The sequence below is a fragment of the Rhodoferax potami genome (assembly GCF_032193805.1).
Lineage (GTDB): Bacteria > Pseudomonadota > Gammaproteobacteria > Burkholderiales > Burkholderiaceae_C > Allorhodoferax > Allorhodoferax potami_A.
Window position 1 is genome coordinate 1064326 of sequence record NZ_JAVBIK010000001.1, and the last position, 19427, is coordinate 1083752.

Annotated in this window: 19 protein-coding genes; 6 read left to right on the forward strand and 13 right to left on the reverse strand. The window is 60.7% G+C overall.

What is annotated here, in order from left to right:
* Positions 1–9: 9 nt before the first annotated feature.
* The 4 genes from urtD to urtA all read right to left on the reverse strand — a co-directional run bounded on the left by urtD (position 10) and on the right by urtA (position 4926).
* Complete coding sequence (gene urtD / locus RAE19_RS05055) at positions 10–891, reverse strand: urea ABC transporter ATP-binding protein UrtD (RefSeq protein ID WP_313873888.1); 882 nt, start codon at positions 889–891, stop codon at positions 10–12.
* Positions 888–1991: an urea ABC transporter permease subunit UrtC gene (gene urtC / locus RAE19_RS05060; RefSeq protein ID WP_313873889.1), complete on the reverse strand. Its 1104-nt coding sequence runs from the start codon at positions 1989–1991 to the stop codon at positions 888–890. Before urtC ends, urtD begins: the two co-directional genes overlap by 4 nt.
* Positions 1988–3532: an urea ABC transporter permease subunit UrtB gene (gene urtB, locus RAE19_RS05065; protein ID WP_313873890.1), complete on the reverse strand. Its 1545-nt coding sequence runs from the start codon at positions 3530–3532 to the stop codon at positions 1988–1990. The genes urtC and urtB overlap by 4 nt, the downstream gene beginning before the upstream one ends.
* Before the next feature lie 131 nt (positions 3533–3663).
* Positions 3664–4926 carry an urea ABC transporter substrate-binding protein gene (gene urtA / locus RAE19_RS05070; protein WP_313873891.1) on the reverse strand — a complete coding sequence of 421 codons (1263 nt, stop codon included), beginning with the start codon at positions 4924–4926 and terminating at the stop codon, positions 3664–3666.
* 259 nt (positions 4927–5185) lie between these two features.
* Between urtA and RAE19_RS05075 the strand changes: the two genes are divergently transcribed.
* Together RAE19_RS05075 and RAE19_RS05080 are read left to right on the forward strand one after the other, a co-directional pair.
* Positions 5186–5842 carry a FecR domain-containing protein gene (locus RAE19_RS05075; protein ID WP_313873892.1) on the forward strand — a complete coding sequence of 219 codons (657 nt, stop codon included), beginning with the start codon at positions 5186–5188 and terminating at the stop codon, positions 5840–5842.
* A gap of 178 nt (positions 5843–6020) precedes the next feature.
* On the forward strand, positions 6021–6428 hold the full coding sequence (locus RAE19_RS05080) for a hypothetical protein (RefSeq protein WP_313873893.1): 408 nt from the start codon (positions 6021–6023) through the stop codon (positions 6426–6428).
* 29 nt (positions 6429–6457) lie between these two features.
* Here the strand turns inward: RAE19_RS05080 and RAE19_RS05085 are convergent, their stop codons facing one another.
* The 9 genes from RAE19_RS05085 to RAE19_RS05125 all read right to left on the reverse strand — a co-directional run bounded on the left by RAE19_RS05085 (position 6458) and on the right by RAE19_RS05125 (position 16354).
* The gene (locus RAE19_RS05085) at positions 6458–7264 is read right to left on the reverse strand and encodes a DODA-type extradiol aromatic ring-opening family dioxygenase (RefSeq protein ID WP_313873894.1); all 807 of its coding nucleotides are present in this window, start codon (positions 7262–7264) and stop codon (positions 6458–6460) included.
* A gap of 37 nt (positions 7265–7301) precedes the next feature.
* Positions 7302–7946, reverse strand: a complete 645-nt coding sequence (locus RAE19_RS05090; RefSeq protein ID WP_313873895.1) for an ABC transporter ATP-binding protein — start codon at positions 7944–7946, stop codon at positions 7302–7304.
* Between the two features lie 147 nt (positions 7947–8093).
* Positions 8094–8666 carry a YceI family protein gene (locus tag RAE19_RS05095; RefSeq protein ID WP_313873896.1) on the reverse strand — a complete coding sequence of 191 codons (573 nt, stop codon included), beginning with the start codon at positions 8664–8666 and terminating at the stop codon, positions 8094–8096.
* A gap of 45 nt (positions 8667–8711) precedes the next feature.
* Entirely contained in the window at positions 8712–9281 is a 570-nt protein-coding gene (locus RAE19_RS05100) for a YceI family protein (protein WP_430962563.1), read from the reverse strand.
* A 27-nt stretch (positions 9282–9308) separates the two neighbouring features.
* The gene (locus RAE19_RS05105) at positions 9309–9887 is read right to left on the reverse strand and encodes a cytochrome b (RefSeq protein ID WP_313873898.1); all 579 of its coding nucleotides are present in this window, start codon (positions 9885–9887) and stop codon (positions 9309–9311) included.
* 129 nt (positions 9888–10016) lie between these two features.
* Positions 10017–10280: a VF530 family protein gene (locus RAE19_RS05110; RefSeq protein ID WP_313873899.1), complete on the reverse strand. Its 264-nt coding sequence runs from the start codon at positions 10278–10280 to the stop codon at positions 10017–10019.
* Between the two features lie 18 nt (positions 10281–10298).
* A complete protein-coding gene (locus RAE19_RS05115; RefSeq protein ID WP_313873900.1) occupies positions 10299–11633 on the reverse strand; it encodes a ferredoxin reductase family protein in 1335 nt (444 codons plus the stop codon).
* A 118-nt stretch (positions 11634–11751) separates the two neighbouring features.
* On the reverse strand, positions 11752–12762 hold the full coding sequence (locus RAE19_RS05120) for a response regulator (protein ID WP_430962514.1): 1011 nt from the start codon (positions 12760–12762) through the stop codon (positions 11752–11754).
* Positions 12734–16354, reverse strand: a complete 3621-nt coding sequence (locus RAE19_RS05125) for a hybrid sensor histidine kinase/response regulator (RefSeq protein ID WP_430962564.1) — start codon at positions 16352–16354, stop codon at positions 12734–12736. Before RAE19_RS05125 ends, RAE19_RS05120 begins: the two co-directional genes overlap by 29 nt.
* A gap of 104 nt (positions 16355–16458) precedes the next feature.
* On the opposite strand from RAE19_RS05125, the gene ureA reads away from it, so the two are divergent.
* From ureA to ureC, 4 genes are read left to right on the forward strand one after another with little or no spacing between them, the layout of a single operon-like run.
* Positions 16459–16761, forward strand: a complete 303-nt coding sequence (gene ureA, locus RAE19_RS05130) for an urease subunit gamma (RefSeq protein WP_313873902.1) — start codon at positions 16459–16461, stop codon at positions 16759–16761.
* A gap of 20 nt (positions 16762–16781) precedes the next feature.
* Positions 16782–17384, forward strand: coding sequence for a HupE/UreJ family protein (locus RAE19_RS05135; RefSeq protein WP_313873903.1), 603 nt, complete (start codon positions 16782–16784; stop codon positions 17382–17384).
* 11 nt (positions 17385–17395) lie between these two features.
* Positions 17396–17701: an urease subunit beta gene (locus tag RAE19_RS05140; protein ID WP_313873904.1), complete on the forward strand. Its 306-nt coding sequence runs from the start codon at positions 17396–17398 to the stop codon at positions 17699–17701.
* A 2-nt stretch (positions 17702–17703) separates the two neighbouring features.
* Positions 17704–19422 (forward strand): urease subunit alpha, encoded by a 1719-nt coding sequence (gene ureC / locus RAE19_RS05145; RefSeq protein ID WP_313873905.1) that lies wholly within the window; start codon positions 17704–17706, stop codon positions 19420–19422.
* The last annotated feature ends 5 nt before the right edge of the window (positions 19423–19427 follow it).

Sequence of the window (19427 nt, forward strand, 5' to 3'; positions counted from 1 at the left end):
GAACTCGCCTTAACGGCCTAAATAAACTTCGATCACACGCTCATCGGCCTGCACCTGATCCAGCGTGCCCTGGGCCAACACCGAGCCGTCACACAGCACAGTGACGATGTCGCTGATGGTGCGAATAAAGCTCATGTCGTGCTCCACCACCATCAGTGAGTGCTTGCCCTTGAGGGTCAAAAACAGCTCGGCGGTGCGCTCGGTTTCCTCGTCGGTCATGCCGGCTACTGGTTCATCCAGCAGCAGCAACTTGGGGTCTTGCATCAGCAACATGCCGATCTCCAGCCACTGCTTCTGGCCATGGCTCAGGTTACCGGCCTGCCGCCCCACACTGTCAGCCAAGTGGATGGTGTGCAGGATCTCCGCCAGCCGGTCCCGCTGGGCAAAGTCCAGCTTGAAGAACATGGAGGCTTTGACGCCTTTGTTGGTCTTCAACGCAAGCTCCAGGTTCTCGAACACCGTGAGTTGCTCAAACACCGTGGGCTTCTGGAACTTGCGCCCAATGCCCAGCTGCGCGATCTCGGATTCTTTGTAGCGCAACAAATCGATGGTGCTGCCAAAAAACACGGTGCCGCTGTCGGGCCGGGTTTTGCCGGTGATGATGTCCATCATCGTGGTCTTGCCCGCGCCGTTGGGGCCGATGATGCAGCGCAGCTCTCCGGGCGCGATATCGAGGCTCAAGCCGTTGATCGCCTTGAAGCCGTCAAAACTCACGTGCACATCTTCCAGGTAAAGGATGCGCCCGTGGGTCACATCGACCTCACCTTGGCTGGCCAGGCGGCCGAAACCAGCAGTCCGGCCGCCGGACTCTGTCTGTGCGGTTTGCCCGGCCAGTGCGGCCAGGCGCGCTTCGACCCGGCGTGCGCCTTGTTCCAACAGATCGGGAGTCATGCCTTCCCTCCCTTCAGTTTCTTGATCAAACCCACCACGCCATCGGGCAGGAACAGGGTGACACCGATGAACAGCGCCCCCAGAAAGTACAGCCAGAATTCGGGGTAGGTCACGGTAAGCCAGCTCTTCGCACCGTTGACGATGAAGGCCCCGACAATCGGCCCGATCAGCGTCGCCCGGCCGCCCACAGCGGCCCAAATGGCAATTTCGATCGAGTTCGCCGGGCTCATTTCGCTGGGGTTGATGATGCCGACCTGCGGCACATACAGTGCGCCCGCCACGCCGCACATCATGGCCGAGATGGTCCAGATGGTGAGCTTGTAGCCCAGGGTGGAGTAGCCGCTGAACATGACGCGGCTCTCCGCATCCCGAACCGCCTGCAGCACCCGTCCGAACTTGCTGCCCACCAGCCAGCGGGCCATCAAGAAAAACAGCAACAAAGTGACCGCTGTCATCACAAACAGCGTCATGCGCATGCTGGAGGTCGCAATCGGAATATCCAGAATCCGCTTGAAGTCGGTGAAGCCGTTGTTGCCACCGAAGCCGGTTTCATTGCGAAAGAACAGCAACATGGCTGCAAACGTCATGGCCTGGGTGATGATGGAGAAATACACGCCCTTGATGCGCGAGCGGAAGGCAAAGTAGCCAAACACAAAGGCCACCAGCCCCGGCACAGCCACCACCAAAAACAGCGTGGCGCCGAAGCTGCCGGACAGTGCCCAGTGCCAGGGCAGCTCTTTCCAATCCAGGAACACCATGAAGTCCGGCAGGTTGCTTTTGTAGTTGCCGTCCAGCCCGATCTGGCGCATCAGGTACATGCCCATGGCATAGCCACCGAGTGCAAAGAACAGGCCGTGGCCGAGGCTCAAAATCCCTGTGTAACCCCAGATCAAGCCCATCGCGAGGGCACAAATCGAGTAGCACATGATCTTGGCGGTGAGTGCCACCGCAAAGTCGCTCAGGTGCAGCACGCTGCCCTCCGGCACCATGAGGTTCAAGACCGGCACCAAGGCGCACAACACGATCAGCGCGGCCAGCCACGCGGCCCAGCCGGTGCGGGACAACAGGGGTTGGGGAGTAGGTAAGGTGATGTTGCTCATGCTTCTGCGCTCCGGCCCTTCATGGCAAAAATGCCTTGCGGACGCTTCTGGATAAAGATGATGATGAAGACCAGTACCGCAATCTTGGCCAGCACGGCGCCCGTCCAGCCTTCCAGGAATTTGTTCAAAACACCCAAGCCCATGGCGGCGTAAACCGTGCCCGCCAGTTGGCCCACGCCACCGAGCACCACCACCATGAACGAGTCCACGATGTAGCCTTGGCCCAAGTCCGGCCCCACGTTGCCCACCTGGCTGAGCGCGCAGCCCGCCAGCCCGGCAATACCGGAGCCCAGTGCAAAGGCATAGGTGTCAATGCGGGCCGTGTTCACGCCCATGCAACTGGCAATCGGGCGGTTCTGGGTCACACCGCGGACAAACAGGCCGAGTCGTGTTTTTTCAATCAAAAACCACACTCCAGCCAGCACAGCCACTGCGAAGCCCACAATCACCAAGCGGTTGTAGGGCAGTGAGAGATTGCCGAGCAATTGCACGCCACCGCTCATCCAGCTAGGGTTCTCCACACCCACGTTTTGCGCGCCAAAGAGGGTGCGCACCAGCTGCATCAGCATCAGGCTGATACCCCAGGTAGCGAGCAAGGTTTCGAGCGGACGGCCATAGAGAAAACGGATCACGCTGCGCTCCAGGGCCGCGCCCACCAGCGCTGATGCCATGAAAGCCACCGGTACCGCCGCCAGCAGGTACCAGTCGAATGCGCCGGGCAGGTATTTTTGGAACAGCACCTGCACCACATAAGTGGCGTAGGCCCCGATCATCATCAGTTCGCCGTGGGCCATGTTGATCACGCCCATCAAGCCGTAGGTAATCGCCAGCCCCAAAGCCACCAGCAGCAAGATGGAGCCCAAGCTCACGCCGCTAAAAATAGCGCCTAGGCGGTCGCCCCAAGCCAGACGCGCCTCCACGGCGCCCAGGCTTTTTTGGAGTGCGGCTTTGACGGCACCATCTGTCTCCGCCTGCAGGCGCTCTACGAGCAGTGTTTTGGTAGCGGCTTGGGCGCTGGTGCCGAGTTCGGTGGCAGCGGCCAAACGCTCGGTCGGGTTGTCACTGCCCAGCAGCGCGGCAGCGCGCAGTTGCTGCAGGGCCTCTTTCAAGGCGGGTTCGGTCTCGGTGGCGAGCGCCTTCTCCAGCAAAGGCAGCTTGCCGGTATCGACCTGGCCACCCAGCGTTTGAATGGCGGCACGACGTATCGCCACCTCTGGCGACAAGAGCTTGACCGCGGCCAGCGCGGTGTCGAGCTCGCCGCGCATGCGGTTGTTGTTCATCACGTCTTCCGCCGTGTCCGGCACGGTGACTTCGGCCAGCGTGACCGGGTCGAGGCCTTTGCCATCGATCACCATCACTGGAACCTCGCCCACGAGCTTGACGGCATCATCGGACAGCGCTTGGATAAAGCGCACGGTGCGCGCATCGGCGCTCTCCACCGCCTTCTGCAATGCCGCCACACGCGCATCGCTCTCGCCAATTGCAATGGCTTTTGCCTCGTCAGCACTCAGAGCGCTTGCGCGAGTAGCTATCAAAAGCATAGCAATTGTGAGCAATTGAAGTAATTTTTTTGGCATACGCCAATCTCTCCGGAGTAAAAACAACAAGCCGCCACGCCCTTTTCAAGGCTGTGGCGGCTCTGGCTAAACGCTAGCCTCTCCCTGCCGACGCCTTATTTCTTTGCGGGCTCATCAGGCTTCTTGTCGTTGCCTTCGATGTAGGGAGACCATGGCTTGGCTTTCACAGGGCCCGGAGTCTTCCAGACCACGTTGAACTGGCCGTCGGCCTTGATCTCGCCGATGAACACGCTCTTGTGCAAGTGGTGGTTTTTCTCATCCATCTTGGACACGATGCCGCTTGGTGCCTTGAAAGTCTGGCCCGCCATGGCGGCGATCACTTTGTCGGTGTCGGTGGATTTAGCCTTCTCGACGGCTTGCTTCCACATGTTGATACCGATGTAGGTCGCTTCCATCGGGTCGTTGGTCAAAGGCTTGTCCTTGTGACCGGCAATGCCCTTGGCCTTGGCGTAGTCAGACCATTTTTTGATGAACTCAGTGTTGGCAGGGTTCTTGATGGATTGGAAGTAATTCCATGCCGCCAAGTGGCCGACCAATGGCTTGGTGTCCACACCGCGCAACTCTTCTTCGCCCACCGAGAAGGCCACCACGGGCACGTCTTTGGCTTTCAGGCCGGCGTTGCCCAGTTCTTTGTAGAAGGGCACGTTGGAGTCACCGTTGATGGTGGATACCACCGCGGTCTTGCCACCAGCGCTGAATTTCTTGATGTCAGCCACGATGGTCTGGTAATCGCTGTGGCCAAACGGGGTGTATTTTTCGTCGATGTCAGACTCTTTCACGCCCTTGGACTTCAGGTAGGCACGCAAAATCTTGTTGGTCGTGCGGGGGGACACATAGTCGGTACCCAACAGCACCCAACGCTTGGCGCCGCCACCTTCTTTGCTCATCAGGTAGTCCACTGCGGGGATGGCTTGCTGGTTGGGCGCAGCACCGGTGTAGAACACGTTTTTGGACAGCTCTTCACCTTCGTATTGCACAGGGTAGAACAACAGGCCGTTCAGTTCTTCCACCACAGGCAGCACCGACTTGCGGGAAACCGAAGTCCAGCAACCAAAGATGACCGAGACTTTGTCTTGCGTCAGCAGCTGCTTGGTCTTTTCAGCAAACAGGGGCCAGTTGGAGGCGGGGTCGACGATGACAGGCTCCAGCTTTTTGCCGAGCACGCCGCCCTTGGCGTTGATCTCGTCAATCGCCATCAGCACGGTGTCCTTCAACACGGTTTCCGAAATGGCCATGGTGCCGGACAGGCTGTGCAGGATACCGACCTTGATCGTGTCTGCAGCCATGGCGGGCACTGCTGACAAGGTGGTGAGGGCGACGGCAGCTGTGAGTGCCTTCAAAGTAAAACGACGTTGCATGTGGGCTTCTCCGGGGGGTTAAACAAATCCATCTCACTTCTCGCGGAACAAACTCAGAAGAGGTTGTGTGATGCGATGGAGTGACTGTAGGTTTGCCCGCCCGAACCGGAAATACGCCTAGTGGCGTACAGCCCGCGCACTGCAGTCAGCCGGAGAGGGCACTAGACGCCCCTGCCGAATGGCGCTATCTTTTGCAGTACTTGGGCCATCAACTGGGTATCCACGGGGCGCTCTTCTTCCACTTTTCAACATTCACCTAATGAGCAATCGGCGTCAATTCATCGCAAACAGTGTGGCGATCAGTAGCTTGGGCGGTTTGGTGGATGCACTGGCGATGGGCCAGCGCCCTTTGCAAAGCGGCATACGCCGAATCAAGGGCGAAGTGTTTCTCAACGGCGGCGTGGCCCGTATCGAACAAGCGATCATGCCCGGGGACACCATCAGCACCGGCGCTCTGAGCGAAACGGTGTTTGTGATGGGGGACAACGCCTACTTGCTCCGTGAAAAAAGCAGCCTGCAATTCGCCCAAGACGAGGTGGTGAGTGTGCTGCGGCTGATCAGTGGCAAAGCGCTTGCGGTGTTTGGCCCCGGTCCGAAACGCATCGAGACCCGGGGCGCAACCGTGGGTATCCGGGGTACCGCCTGCTACATGGAAGCGCAGGAAACTCAACTCTATTTCTGCCTGTGCTACGGGACTGCAGATATCCAACCGCTCGCAAACCCCGGCCTCGCGCGCAGCTTGACCACGAGGTACCACGACATGCCGATGTACATCAGTTACGACAGCAGCCAACCTGTGTTGCGGCCAGCACCCATCATCAATCACCGCGATTCGGAGTTGATCTTGCTGGAAGAAACCGTGGGCCGGCAGCCCCCATTCGTGCAAAAGCAGGCCCAGGAAAACAGCAGCTACTGATTGGTGCGTTGCCGCAGGCCGCCACGGAGTAGCGGCAAATGCCCGCAAAAGTTCACATATCGGCGGTTTTTTGCGTCAGATTGTCCAGAGGACAACAATTGACGGCCCCTGACGACCAGGAAAAACCTTATCGTTGGCTCCATCCAAAGCAGGGAGCCCCGCCAGAGGGCACAAAACCATGTCCGCCCCACTCAAAACCGCCGCATCACCCCACCAACTTGCCTTTCGCCGCGCCGCGAGAACGTTGATTGCAGCCACCTTGGCTGAATGGGTGCTCGAGGAAGAGGACTGGCTGGGCGCTTGCCGCAAGCGGATCAAAGACCGCATGTCAGATGCCAAACACATGGTGTTTAACAACCAGCGCAAAATCGGCCTGATGCTGCTGGGAAGGACCGACGAGATTCCGGCACTGGAAGACAAAAACCGTCAACTCGAACACGCGGCTCTGGTCTGCGAATATGCCCTCGATATTCTGGACGAGATGGTCTCAGCCCAGACACCGGCTGCACCCGTGTCCCCGCAGCACCGGGCGCTGCCCGCACGCACAGCGCAACCTGCGTACCGAGAAACGGCTGCCAGCCCCTGAACCGCGCCCGGGCCTCAGGCCCCCTACGTTTAGCTGGTTGTGCCGAAGCGGAAGCTGGACGCCGTCACGCCGCCAAACACCGCTTCGTCGTGGTACACGCACTCTGCAGCGTCGTCGTAGGCAGCGCCCACGGCCACCATCAGCGGCAACAAATGTTCTTCACGCGGATGGCAGATCCGGGCGGCCGGCGCGGACTCCCAGTTCACCAGTGCTTCTGCCCGCACCGCAGGTGCAGCGGCCATGACGTCTTGCAACCAGACGTCAAAAGCCTTGGACGGAGCCCGCCCGCCCGCACCAAAATTGCGCAGGTTGTGATAGCTCAGGCCACTGCCCACGATCAACACATCTTCATCCCGCAATGGTGCCAGTGCACGACCCAAGGCGATGTGCTCAGCCGGGTCCAGCCCCGCGCGCAAGGACATTTGCAACACCGGCACTTGTGCATCCGGGTACATCACGGCCAAGGGCACAAAAGTGCCGTGGTCGTAGCCACGCTCGGAGTCGAGCGCCACGGGCAGACCCGCCTCTTGCAGCAGACCCTGTACCCTCGTAGCCAGTTCAGGGGCACCCGGTGCGGGGTACACCACCGAGTAGGTGTGTGCCGGGAAACCACCGTAGTCGTAGACCATGCCGGGTGCCGGACTGGAGCCCAGGGTAAAAGCACGCTCTTCCCAGTGCGCAGTGATGATCAGAACAGCCTTGGGTGTGCGGCCGATCTGGCGCGGCATATCGGCCAGAGCCGTATCCAAGCTGGCCAGCATCTCGCGCATATCTGCCATCCAAGGCCAAGGGCCACCGCCGTGGGACACAAAGTAGGTAGGCAGTCGGGAAGTCATAGGGTTCTCCTAGTCAAAAGGACGAAATTCAATGGTCTCAATCGCCCAAATCGATGGTGGCGGCGAGTGGCACCCCGGCAGGCGCTTCATAGTCTGCCAATACCCAGGCGCGCGAACTGTGTGCCGCCGCATCCTGCAGCAGCTCGGTGATGGTGCGTATGGAAGCACGGTCCAAGGCGGCGAAGGGCTCATCCAAGCAGGTGAGCTCCGCACCACTAGCGCAGGCCGCCGTAATCCAAACCTTGCGCTTGGAGCCGGTGGATAGCATGTACATCGGTTTCGCAAGGTGCTCGTCCAGCCCCAAGGCGGACGCCAGCTCGCGGCAGATTTCCGCACTCCACAGGGGCCAGAGGCGCTTGCCCTGCTCCCAAAACTGCAAGGGAGAAGACTGGTCCCAGGCACTGGTGCGTGGGTCCATCCAAAAGGCTTTTTTGCGGTACTTGGCAGGGTCGGTCTGCAGGCCGGTGCCGGCCAGCTGCAGATTGCTCCCCGGCACCACGAGGTCACCAGCCAGCATGCGCAGCAAACTCGATTTGCCCCGCCCTTCCCCGCCGGTCACCCAGGTCACGCCGGCCGACAGCTGCACATCCAGCGGGCCCCACAAACGGTGCGGGCCTGCGCTGCAGCGCAAAGCACGGGCGATCAACACGGCAGAAGAGGCGGGCGATTCAGAAGCGGACATAGAGGTACAAGCGGATGACTGGTTGCTATGAAAAATATAGCTTACTGCGCAGATAATTCGTGCGCTAGAGGCTGATTTTGCATAAAAAAAGGCCAGCCTTGCGGCGGGCCTTCAGATCAGTCCGCGGGAGCGCGGTCTGGTGGCAGATTACTGCTTGATCGCTTCGATAGCGATGGTGATGGTCACGTCGTCGCCCACTGCAGGCGCGAACTTGCCAGCGCCGAATTCGCTGCGCTTGACGGTGGTAGTGGCGTTGGCGCCGATAACGTCTTTCTTGTTCATCGGGTGAGAGGTAGACACGAAGTTGGTCAACTTCAGGGTCACAGGCTTGGTGATGCCCTTGATGGTCAGGTTGCCTTCGACAGCTGCTGGCTTGTCGCCTTCAAACACCACTTTGGTGGACTTGAAAGTCGCGGTAGGGAACTTGGTGGTGTCCAGGAAGTCTTCGCCCTGGATGTGGCCGTTGAAAGCGGACGAACCGGTTTCCACGGTCTTCATGTCGATCACGACATCCACTGCGCCTGTCTTGCCGGCCTTGTCATAGGTCACGGTGCCGGTGGTGGTGTTGAAACGGCTTTGCTGGTTGGACAAACCAAAGTGGTTGTACGAAAAGCTGGAGAAAGTGTGGGAAGAGTCAATCGCGTAAGTCGCGGATTGGGCGCTGGCAGCACCGGCGAAAGCGGACAGTGCCAAAGCGGCAGCGATGAGGGAAGTACGCATAAAAACTCCTGATTTACGGGTTGGTTAAAAAAGAACTGGAAAAACTTACATCTTGCCCACGCCGGTCAGCGCGAGCTTGAACTTGACTTGCACGTCGTCAGCGACCATGGAGGTGTCTGCCCACTCGTTCTCGCCGATCTTGAAAGCCAGGCGCTTGAGCGGGAAGGTACCGGTCACGGTGGTGGTGGCGCCGCTCTGAACAAGGGCCACGGGCACGACCACATCACGGCTATTGCCCTTGATGGCCAGCTTGCCACTCACTTCAAACTTGCCACCACCCAAGCCTTTGACGGCGGTGGACTGGAAGGTCGCTTGCGGGAACTTGGCGGTGTTGAACCAGTTGGGGCGGGGCAACTCGGCATCGGTCTCGGGCACACCCAGGGTGGCACTGGCGATGTCGACGGTGAACGCGATCTTGCTGGCGTCAGGCTTGGCGGGGTCGAAGGCGATTTGCGCATCGAACTTCTTGAAGCGGCCTTCCACCGGCACACCCATCTGCTTGCTCACGAACACGATCTCGCTTTGGGCGGGCACCAGCTTTTGCTGGGCAAAGGCAGATGTGCCGAGGAGTGCAGACGCTGCAATCGCGGTGGACAGAATTACGCGGGAAACCATCATGTCAAATCCAATCAGTTAAAGAGTTCAGTCGCGGCCGGGCAACATGCGGTTGATCAGGCCGTCGCGGTCGATCCACTGGTGCTTGAGTGCAGCGGCAATGTGCAGACCGGCCAGTCCGATCAAGGCAAACGCAGTTAGTTCATGGAAAGGCTTGATCATTTCTGCCAAGGCCTTGTCGACCGGCACAAAGTCTGGCAAAGGCAACACGCCGAACACCACGATCGGGAAACCGGATGCCGAGCTATACGCCCAGCCGATCAGCGGGACCAGGAAAAACAAGGCGTACAGCGTGTGGTGGGTGCCGTGGTGGGCCCAGTGCTGCCATGCGGGCATGGCTTTGGAAATATTGCCGGGCAATGCGGGCGGGCGGTGTGTCAGGCGCCACAGCAAACGCAAGGCAGACAGCACCAGAATCGTCACACCCGCCCATTTGTGCCAGTTGTAGAGCTTCAAGCGGGTGGGCGAAAACGGCAAATCGGTCATGTACAGACCGACCGCAAAAATGCCCAGAAGTGCAGCGCCCAGCACCCAATGCAACACGATGGCCGTGAGGCTATAGCGCTTGGTGCCAGCGTCAAAAGAGGAAGTGTGGTTGGATGCCATGCCCCGAAGTCTAGGGGGGCATGAATTGCTGATTTTTGAATCTAATTGATGACTTGATTCAAAAAATATGAACAGTCAAGTTCCCTGCACTCGTTAAAAAGGTGCGGCGGGCGCGACAAACGGCGCGGCTTAGCGCCCTGAACGGCGTAATTCGCGCAGCATGAACAGGTACAGCCCTTCGACCTTGTCACGTGCCCAAGGAGTTTTACGCAAAAACTTGAGGCTGGAGCCCACGCTGGGCTCAAACGTAAAGCAGCGTACCGGGATGCGCTCCCCTAACCCATCCCAGCCATAGTAGTCCGACAGTTCGGTCACGATGGCTTCCAGGGTCTTGCCATGCAAGGGGTTGTTGGCTTGCTTGGGCGGGGCGGGTGGAGATGCATCGGTGCTCATGCGGTGATTGTCGCAGCCTCACCGCATCTCGAACAGTTCCTGGTGAAAGTCCGCAGTCGGCAATCCCTGTGCCACCAGCGCTGCTTTCAGGGCCCGGCCAAAGGCGGGCGGGCCACAGAACCAGACATCGGCCTCACGCCAGTCGGGCACGGCTGCACACAGGCGTGCAGCGTCAAGCCGGCCGTCGCGCGCGTCGTGCAGCACATGCAAGCGCACGCCGGCGGAGGCTGCGTCATCCTCCATCTTGTCGATGGCGCGCGGGTCCAGCACGGTAGTGGAGTGAAACAGGTCGATCTGCTTGCCGTCCGGGGCACCGGCCAGCGTTTTCATGCGGGCCACAAACGGGGTAATGCCAATGCCCGCCCCCACCCAAATCTGGCGCCGCTTGGGGCCCTGGAAGGTGAACTGACCGTAGGGGCCTTCGATTTCTGCGGCATGCCCCACCGCCAGATAATCCGGCAAAGTGCGGGTGTAGTCGCCCAGCTCTTTGATGAGGAAGGTGATGTGTCCATCGCCCTGCCACGCGGAGCTGATGGTGAAGGGGTGAGCGCCCTCTTTGGCATCAAAATTCACAAACGCAAACTGCCCCGCTTGGTGACCGGGCCAGCGCCCGTCCAAGCGCAGCGCCACGTAGAGCACTTGCAACGCATCAAAACGCTCCACCGTCTCAATCACCCCCGCCACCTTGCGGTGCTCACCCACTTTGCGGAACAGCACCACCACCGCCGACACCGCACCCGCCAGCATGAGGACGGCCATGAACGGCGCCAGGCCCTGCGCCCAATAACTGAAGTTCATCAGCACCACCGCATGGAACACCAGCACCAGGTAGGTGACAGCCAACACCCGGTGGGTTTGGAAAAACCACTTGTAAGGGAAACGTTTGATAAGGGCCAAGGCAATCATCAGCACCGTCGCATAAAAGGCCCACTCGCCCACGCCTTCCGCCAGACCGCGCCAGCTCTGAAAGAGTTTAAAAAGCTCCACGGTTTGCTCCACCCGTGGCGGGCGCCCACTAGTGGGCTGCGCCATGAGCCCGGACCCGATCAACCACTTCGGTGCGTTGGAGCATAACCAGTGCAAGATGGACACCACCAAGCCGCCAATACCCAGCCATTTGTGCAGGCGGTACATCTTGTCCAGCCCGCCCAGGTAAGGCTCAAACCACACCGGTCGCACCGCCAGCACCATGCCCACACTCATCATGGCCATGCCCAGCAAGCCGGTGTAATTGACCAGCGAATTGCGCACCGCAAAAAAGCCTAGCGGGGTGCTCAGCAGCGGGTCTGCCCACAGCCACCACGCGGTCAGCCCCAGCAGCAAACCCCACAACACGTACTTGATTTTTTGCATCCCTTGATCCTTGCTTATCTGAACCAGGCCACTTTACAAACCCCACGTAAAGCGGAGGTAAGCGACAGATGGCCTCAAGGCAAACAGGATTGCGCCAGGTCAAACAATCGTCAGTGCGTTAGCCCTCGAACTGGGGATGCAGCTGCCGGATGCGGCTCATGGCCATGCCTGCAGCGGCGGTGCGGGTTTCCACACCGAGCTTCACGAACACGCGCTCGAGGTGCTTTTTGACGGTCATCGGGCTGCTGCCCAAAATGTCGCCAATGTCTTTGTTGGTTTTGCCTTTGACCACCCAGTACAAGACCTCCGCCTCTTTGGCGGTGAGCTTGAAAGACAGGCTCATGGCCTCGATCACCGCGGTGTCAGACACCTCCCGCATCACGATGAGCCAGTCGCCGCCGGCATCGCTATCGCCGATCTGCTGATGCAGACGAAAAGTCAGCCGCTTGGGACCGCGCTCCAGACTCAGCTTGGCCGGCTCGTCACCCCGGGCCACAGTTTGCAGGCAGGCCTGCAACCAGGCCAGCACTTCGGGCGGTGTGATCGGGGCCTGAGTGCCACAGTAGCGCTCCAGCAGCTCGCGCGCCAACGGCGTTTGCCACATCAGGCAGCCATCCGCGGCACGCACGGTAATGGTGGCGTAGCCGAAGGCATCGAGCGCATTGCGGGTCTGGCGTCGCTCGCGCGCGCCGGCCAGATGCACCCCCATACGGGCCAGCACCTCTTTGGGCTTGATCGGCTTGGTCACATAGTCCACCCCGCCACTCTCCAACGCAGCCACCAAGTATTCGGTCTCGGTGAGGCCAGTCATAAAGATGATGGGGATATGCGTGGTTTGCGGCGCCGCCTTGAGCCGGCGTGCCACCTCAAAACCATCCATGCCGGGCATCATGGCGTCCAGCAAAATCACGTCGGGCAGTGCCTGTATGGCGCGCATCAGGGCAGCCTCACCGGAGGTGGCAATCAAGACCGTGTAGCCCGACTCGTCAAGAGCATCGTGCAAAACGGCCAAATTGTCAGGCACATCGTCCACGATAAGGACCACATCGCTGTTGGCACGGTCCAGCGTGCCGTCCAGGCGGGCTGTATCCGGCAGGGTGTCAGCGGGGTTCATCAGCGGAGCAGGCATCGAGCACCTTTTGCAATTGGTCAGACATCATTTCAAACTGGTACTGGCGGGCCAAGGCCTCCTGCTGTTGCAGGAAGGTGGCACTCGCCGGATAGCGGGTCTGCAGTGACTGCAGCAAATTCATCACGCCGCGGTAGTAGCCCAGCTGGGCTACCTCCAGCAAAGCTCGGGCAGCCTCGGCCGGCAGCGCGGGCGTGGACACCACAGCGGCAACTGCCACCGGCACATCCATCACCGCCGTGGCGGCTGCAGGCGCGGGCTTATCGATCCACACCAACTCAAGCCGCCGCTCCAGCCAATCCAACAGCTCGCTGTGGCGCACCGGCTTCACAATGAAATCCTCGGGCGGCAAGCCCAGGCCGTTGTCGAGCCCGCGATCAAACGCATTGGCCGACACGATGGCCACCTGCGGCTGGCTGCCACCCAGCGCCGGGTTGGAGCGGATGCGGCGCAAAGTCTCCCAGCCATCAATGCCGGGCATGGCCAGATCGAGTAACACCACATCGGGCTGCAGTCCGGCCGCCATAAGGTCCAGTCCGTCGTGGCCGCTGGCAGCGGTACGCACATCAAAACCCAAAGGCTGCAGCAGGCTCACCAAGAGCTCGCGGTCGGCCTCTTCGTTGTCGACCACCAGCACCTTGCGCCGGGCGCCGGCATAAGCCAGCCGGGTTTTGCTGGCGCGGGCTGCCGGGCGGGTTGCGCTGGCTGGCATGTGCAGCTCCGGCAAAAACAAGCGCACTTTGAAGACACTGCCCTGACCGGGCACGCTGCTGGCGGTGAGCTCGCCCCCCATCAGGTCGGTCAGCATCTTGGCAATCGTGAGCCCCAGGCCTGAGCCGCCGGACGCAACCGCTACCCCGGATGCCGCGGTGGAGCCCCGGGTGAAGGGCTCAAAAATCCGATCCAACTCTTCGGTGCGCATCCCGGGGCCGGTGTCATGGATCTCTATGTGCGCCATCTCGCGGGCATAGCGCAGCACCAGGCGTACGCTGCCGGCAGCGGTGAACTTGATGGCATTGCCCAGCAGGTTGATACAGATCTGGCGCAGGCGCTTCTCGTCGGCCCGCACCCACTCGGGCACATTGCCCACCACCTCGAAGTGAAACTGCAGCCCCTTGCCGGCAGCCTGTAACTCAAACATGCCAGCCAGCTCTGCCATTCCGTTGGCAAACTGCATCGGCTTTACATTCAGGGTGAGCTTGCCGCTCTCGATGTGGGCCATATCCAGCGTGCCCTCGATCAGCGAAAGCAGGTGCTCACCGCCGCGCTTGATCACACTCACCGCCTGCTTGCGGTGGGGTGGAATGGCCGCATCCTCCCCCATCAACTGGGCATAGCCCAGGATGCTGTTGAGCGGCGTGCGCAGCTCGTGGCTAATGGCGCTTATATAGCGGCTCTTGGCCTGGTTGGCAGCCTCCGCGGCGAGGCGCGCCTGTTCGGCCACCCGCTTGGCTTCTTGCAGGGCAATATCCGTCTGGCGGTGCGACTCGATCTCTTGCAGCAACAAATGACTTTGGCGGTTGGACTCTTCTTGCGCCACTTGGCGGCTCTTGTGCGCCAGCACCAGCCACCACGCCACGATGCACGACATCAACAAAAGCGCCGCAAAGGTTTTGCTGAAACCCGCGCGCAGCGCGACTGCCACGCTGTCGCGGTGCTCAGCCCAGACCGCGAGGTTGCCCATCTCTTGCTGGTAGAACATGGCAAACACAGTGGCCAAGATCGGCAAGATCACTAGCATCAACAACAAAAAGTGCCCGAGCCCTGTATCCAGAAAAGGCCACACACGGCGCGGCAACAGCCAGCGCAAAGTCGCAGACCACTGGGTCGCCAAGTTGGCGTGTGGTTTGCACATATCGCCACAGCGCGCATCCAGCGTGCAGCAGAGCGAGCAAATCGCGCCCTGATAGGCAGGGCAATGGGCCATGTCGGGGCCTTCATACTCACGCTCGCAAATGACGCAACGCTGCACTTGGGGTGTCCATCCGGGCGCTGGAGTTTGGGTGCCAATGCGTTTTGCGGAGGTCACGGAGGAGCCTGCGCAGCAGGCGGGGGACACAGAGCAAAGCGCGTTGCCATCCAAACTTCCGTCGCTTGCGCGCGCAAGGTAGTACTTGCCTTTGGTCCACCACGCAATCAAGGGCGAAGTCACCATGGCCGTGACCAATGCCACTACCGCCGAAAACGCCTTGGCCAGTTCCCCGAAAAGGCCCAGGTAAGCCAAAATGGACAGCAAAGACGCCATGGCCATGGCGCCCACGCCCACGGGGTTGATGTCGTACAGATGCGCTCGCTTGAACTCAATGCCTTTGGGCGAGAGGCCAAGGGGCTTGTTGATCACCAGGTCTGCTACCACGGCCATGATCCAGGCGATGGCGATGTTGGAATACAGGCCCAGCACCTGGCCCAGCGCCTGGAACACATTCATCTCCATCAGCATGAACGCGATCACACTGTTGAACAGCACCCACACCACCCGCCCGGGGTGGCTGTGCGTGAGGCGGGAGAAGAAGTTGCTCCACGCCAACGAGCCGGCATAAGCGTTGGTGACATTGATTTTGAGCTGTGAGATCACCACGAACACCGCCGTCGCCGCGACCGCCCAGCCCAAGGTCGGGAAGACGTATTCGTAGGCCGCGAGGTACATCTGGTTCGGGTCTACCGCACGATCGGTCGGGACACTTGCTCGAATGGCCAGGTAAGCCAAAAAAGCCCCGCCCAGCATTTTGACCACGCCGAGCACCACCCAGCCCGGCCCGCCTACCAACACACCAGCCCACCAGGAGACCCGGTTGGCTGCGGTGCGCTGGGGCATGAAACGCAGGTAGTCGGCCTGCTCGCCCATCTGGGTCATAAGGGCGATGCCCACCGTGAGCGCGGCACCAAACAGGTGCAAGTCAAAGCCGCCAGCCGGGCCTTTCTCACCAGCGTAGTGCGTGATGCCCGCAAAAGCCTGTGGGTCGCGCACCAAAACAAAGCCGAACGGCACGATCAGCATGATCAGCCACAGAGGCTGCGTCCAGATTTGCAGCCGGCTGATGGCGGACACCCCGTGGGTAACCAGCGGAATCACTACCACCGCACAAATCAGGTAGCCCCAGGTGGGCGGTATGTCCAGGGCCAGCTCCAGCGCATAGGCCATGACGGCCGCCTCCAGCGCGAAGAAGATAAAGGTAAACGAGGCGTAGATCAACGAAGTGAGCGTGGAACCGATGTAGCCAAAGCCCGCGCCGCGGGTCAGCAAATCCATGTCCACCCCGTAGCGTGCGGCGTACACGCTGATAGGCAAGCCGGCCAGAAAAATCACCAGCCCCGTCATCAGAATCGCCCAGAAGGCGTTCACAAAGCCGTATTGCACCAAGAGGGTGGCGCCCACCGCTTCAAGAATCAGAAAAGAGGCCGCACCGAAGGCCGTGTTGGCAACCCGCCACTCCGACCACTTGCGAAAGCGCTGCGGTGTGAAGCGCAGGGCGTAATCCTCCATGGTCTCGCTGGCCACCCAGTTGTTGTAGTCGCGGCGAATTTTGACCACCCGCTGGGCGGGCGCTTCGGGCGGCGGTGGGGGTGGGAGGTCGATGGGCACAGCTGGCAGGGTGCAGTTTCCATGCCACCGGCATGCGACCTTTGGCGTATGGCACCACCACAGGGCACGGGGCTTGCTTAGGATGCACCATCTGCAGACATACCGGACCGACCATGGAACTGACCCCTCGTGAAAAAGACAAGCTCATGCTGTTTACCGCCGGATTGCTGGCGGAACGCCGCAAAGCCCGTGGCCTCAAACTCAATTACCCCGAGGCAGTCGCCCTGATCAGCTGCGCCGTGATGGAAGGCGCGCGCGACGGCAAAACCGTGGCCCAACTGATGAGCGAAGGCCGCGCCGTGTTGACCCGCGCCGATGTGATGGACGGCATTGCAGAAATGATCCCCGACATCCAGATCGAAGCCACCTTCCCCGACGGCACCAAGCTCGTGACCGTGCACCAGCCGATCGTCTGAGCCCCTATCCGGAGAATGCCATGTCCAAAATCCTGAAATCCGCTCTTCTTTTAATAGCTGCCAGCGCAATATCTACCAGCGCTAGCGCCCATATTGGCACTGAATTGCACCACCACAGCAGCTTCATGACCGGCCTGCTGCACCCCTTGGGTGGCTTGGACCACTTGCTGGCCATGCTGGCTGTGGGCATCTGGAGCGCCGTGTCGGCCCGTCGCGCCGGGCCCGCCTTGCTGTGGGGGCCGCTGGCGTTTGCCAACATGCTGGTGCTGGGCGCTCTGCTGGGCCTCCAAGGCATGGGCGGCGCCGTGGTGGAGCCCATGGTGGCTGCGTCCGTGCTGGCGCTGGGTCTACTGGTACTCACACGCCAAGGCATGAATGCCGCAGCCTCCATGGTGTTGGTGGGTGGCTTTGCTGTGTTCCACGGACTGGCCCACGGTGCGGAGTTGGCAGCTACGGGTGACGCGGTTGCGGCAGTGGCCGGCATGTTTGTCACCACCATCGCGCTGCATCTTTCCGGCGTGGCACTGGGCTGGTCCTTGCGTGCTGCCAATGTGTGGGCAACACGCGCCACCGGCGCTGCTGTGGCGGCTTCGGGCATGGCCTTGTTGATGCAATTGGCGTGAAGGACGGCACCATGATCCCCGGCGAACTCATTCTTGACGACGGCGAACATCTGCTCAACACAGGCCGCCGTACCGTGACGGTGGTGGTGCAGAACCAGTCGGACCGGCCTATCCAGGTGGGTTCCCACTACCACTTTGCAGAGACCAATGGCGCGCTCGGCTTTGACCGTGCGGTGGCGCAAGGCATGCGCCTGAACATCGCATCCGGCTCAGCCGTGCGATTCGAGCCCGGCCAACAACGCACTGTGGAGCTGGTGGAGATTGCCGGCGACCGGATGATTTATGGCTTTCGCGGCCTGACCCAAGGGAGTCTTTGAACATGGCAACCATCGGACGCCGCGCCTACGCGGAAATCTTCGGCCCCACCACTGGCGACCGCGTGCGCCTGGCAGATACCGGCCTGATCATTGAGGTCGAAAAAGACTACACCCTGGCTGCGGGCAGCTATGGCGAAGAGGTCAAGTTCGGCGGCGGCAAAACCATCCGCGACGGCATGGCGCAAAGCCAGCGCACCCGCACAGAAGGTGCCGTGGACTGCGTGCTGACCAACGCCCTCATCCTGGACCACTGGGGCATCGTCAAGGCGGACATCGGACTCAAAGACGGGCGCATTGCGGCCATCGGCAAAGCAGGCAACCCTGACACGCAGCCGGGTGTGGACATCATCATCGGACCGGGTACCGAAATTATCAGCTGCGAGGGCAACATCGTCACCGCGGGCGGCATTGACTGCCATATTCACTTCATCTGCCCGCAGCAGATTGAAGAAGCACTCTCCAGCGGCGTGACCACCATGATGGGTGGCGGCACGGGTCCGGCCACCGGCACCTTGGCCACCACTTGCACGCCAGGCCCCTGGAACATCGAGCGCATGCTGCAAGCGGCTGACGCCTTCCCCATGAACCTCGGCTTTTTTGGTAAGGGCAACGCCAGCCTGCCCGGCGCACTGCATGAGCTAATCAACGCCGGTGTGATTGGCCTCAAGCTGCATGAGGACTGGGGCAGCACGCCCGCTGCCATCAGCAACTGTCTGGATGTGGCTGACGAAACTGAGATTCAAGTGGCCCTGCACTCGGACACGCTCAACGAATCCGGCTTTGTGGAAAACACCATCGAAGCCACCAAGGGCCGTGGCCTGTGCGCCTTCCACACCGAAGGCGCAGGCGGCGGCCACGCCCCCGACATCTTGAAGGTGGTGGGCCAGGCGAACTTTTTGCCCAGCTCCACCAACCCCACCATGCCCTACACCCAGAACACTCTGGACGAGCATGTGGACATGCTGATGGTCTGCCACCACCTGGACGCGGGCATTGCCGAAGACCTGGCCTTTGCCGAAAGCCGCATCCGCAAGGAAACCATTGCGGCCGAAGACATCCTGCACGACATGGGCGCGATTTCCATGATGAGCAGCGACAGCCAGGCCATGGGCCGTGTGGGCGAAGTCATCATCCGCACCTGGCAGACGGCCGACAAGATGAAGTCGCAACGGGGCTCGCTCCCAGAGGATTCGTCAAGGAACGACAACTTCCGCGCCAAGCGCTATGTCGCCAAGTACACCATCAACCCTGCGATTTCGCACGGCATCAGCCACGAAGTGGGCAGCATCGAAGTCGGCAAGTGGGCCGACCTGGTGATCTACAAACCCGCTTTCTTTGGTGTGAAACCCGCGCTGATTTTGAAGGGCGGATTCATTGCCCACGCCGCCATGGGCGACCCGAATGCGTCCATCCCCACACCGCAGCCGGTGCACTACCGCCCCATGTTCGGCAGCTTCGGTGGCGCGCTGCATCGCGGCTCGCTGACCTTTGTGTCGCAATCGGGTTTGAACGCCGGCATCAAGGAACGCTTTGGTCTCGCCAAAAACGTGGCCGCGGTCAAAAACATCCGCGGCATACGCAAGCAGCACATGGTCCACAACAGCTACCTGCCCACCATGGAAATCGACGCGCAAACCTACAGCGTGCGCGCCGACGGCCAGCTGCTGACCTGCGAGCCGGCGCTTAAGCTGCCCATGGCACAGCGCTACTTTTTGTTTTGAGCGCC